This window comes from Stenotrophomonas sp. SrG (assembly GCF_050031795.1).
Classification (GTDB): domain Bacteria; phylum Pseudomonadota; class Gammaproteobacteria; order Xanthomonadales; family Xanthomonadaceae; genus Stenotrophomonas; species Stenotrophomonas rhizophila_A.
This window is the reverse complement of the sequence record NZ_JBNBBE010000002.1, coordinates 182,161-183,463: the sequence shown is the minus strand read 5'-3', so window position 1 is coordinate 183,463 and position 1,303 is coordinate 182,161. Positions and strand designations below refer to the sequence as shown.

The 1,303-nt window shown below is 68.5% G+C and carries 1 protein-coding gene; it reads right to left on the bottom strand.

Annotated features, from left to right (window positions below; translation table 11 throughout):
* Nucleotides 1-251 precede the first annotated feature (251 nt).
* A complete protein-coding gene (locus tag ACQG3P_RS02835; protein ID WP_426804131.1) occupies nucleotides 252-1,046 on the bottom strand; it encodes a dienelactone hydrolase family protein in 795 nt (264 codons plus the stop codon).
* Between the last annotated feature and the right edge of the window lie 257 nt (nucleotides 1,047-1,303).

Sequence of the window (1,303 nt, the reverse complement as noted above, 5' to 3'; positions counted from 1 at the left end):
TTACAGCGCTCGCATTGATCCCCGCGGGTGACGACCAACGGTCGTCACTACCGGCTGCCGCGCGTTGATCGGGGCGCGACGACCAACGGTCGTCGCCTACCGGGCTGCGGCGCGTTGATCGGGGGCGCGACGACCAACGGTCGTCGCCTACCGGGCTGCGGCGCGTTGATCGGGGGCGCGACGACCAACGGTCGTCACCTACCAGGGTAGCGCCCGACCGTTGGTCGGGCGGCGCCGCAACGCGGCGTGCGTCACCGCTTGTCGAACAACCCGTCGAAGAACGTATCCAGGCTCTTCCACGCCCGCTTCGCCGCCCGCTCGTTGTACAGGCAGCCCGGCGGGTTGTTGGCATCGGATTCGGCGAAGCAGTGCACCGCACCGCTGTAGTTGGTGAACTCCCAATCAACCTTGGCCGCGTTCATCTCCTGCTCGAAGCTGGCGATGTCGTCCTTGCTGATGCCCTTGTCGTCGGCACCATTGAGCACCAGCACTGAGGGATGAGTACCGCCGGCCTTGGCCGGCAACGGCGAGCCCAGCCCGCCGTGCAGGCTGACCACACCGGCCAGCGGCGCCCCGGCACGGGCCAGCTCCAGCACCGTGGTGCCGCCGAAGCAGAACCCGACCGCGCCGATCTTCGTGGCATCCAGCGGCGCGTTGCCGGCCTGGGCCTTGAGCACTTCCAGCGCCTTCAGCGCGCGGGCGCGCAGCACCGGGCGGTCATTGCGCAGCTTGGTCGCCACCGGGCCGGCTTCCGCGTCGGTCTTCGGGCGCACGCCCTTGCCGTACACGTCGGCCACCAGCACCACGTAATCGTCGCCGGCCAGTTGCTTGGCCTTGGCGATGGCTGACTCGTTCACGCCCTTCCAGTTCGGCACCATCACCAGGCCGGGGCGCTTGTCGTTGTCTTCGTCGTCGTAGACCAGCACCCCGCTGAAGGTGGTGCCTTCGTGCTTCCACTCCACCGGCTTGGCCTGCATCGCCGCGACTGCCGGCAATGCCGTCATGCCCAGTACCAGTGCCGCACCCCACTGCCATTGCTGCTTCATGCGCCTGCTCCTTCCGGGAAAGAGCCCAGAGTGTATGTCGGGACATGTGACGGGCCGCAGGTGGCGGGTGGTTACGCGGCGGGTGGTTACGCGGCGGGTGGTCGCGTGGCGAGTGGTCAAACGGCGGGCGGTCGCGTGGCGGGGGTCAAACGGCGGCCGGTCGCGCCGCAGGTGGTAGAGCCGACTGTTAGTCGGCTGCGCCGTTGGCGCTATGCCAGGGTGAGCCGCGAAGAGCAGCGGACTGACAGTCCGCTCTA

Coding starts and splice junctions, on each gene's coding strand:
- ACQG3P_RS02835 (WP_426804131.1), bottom strand. CDS start 1,046: ATGAAGCAGCAATGGCAGTGGGGTGCGGCACTGGTACTGGGCATGACG.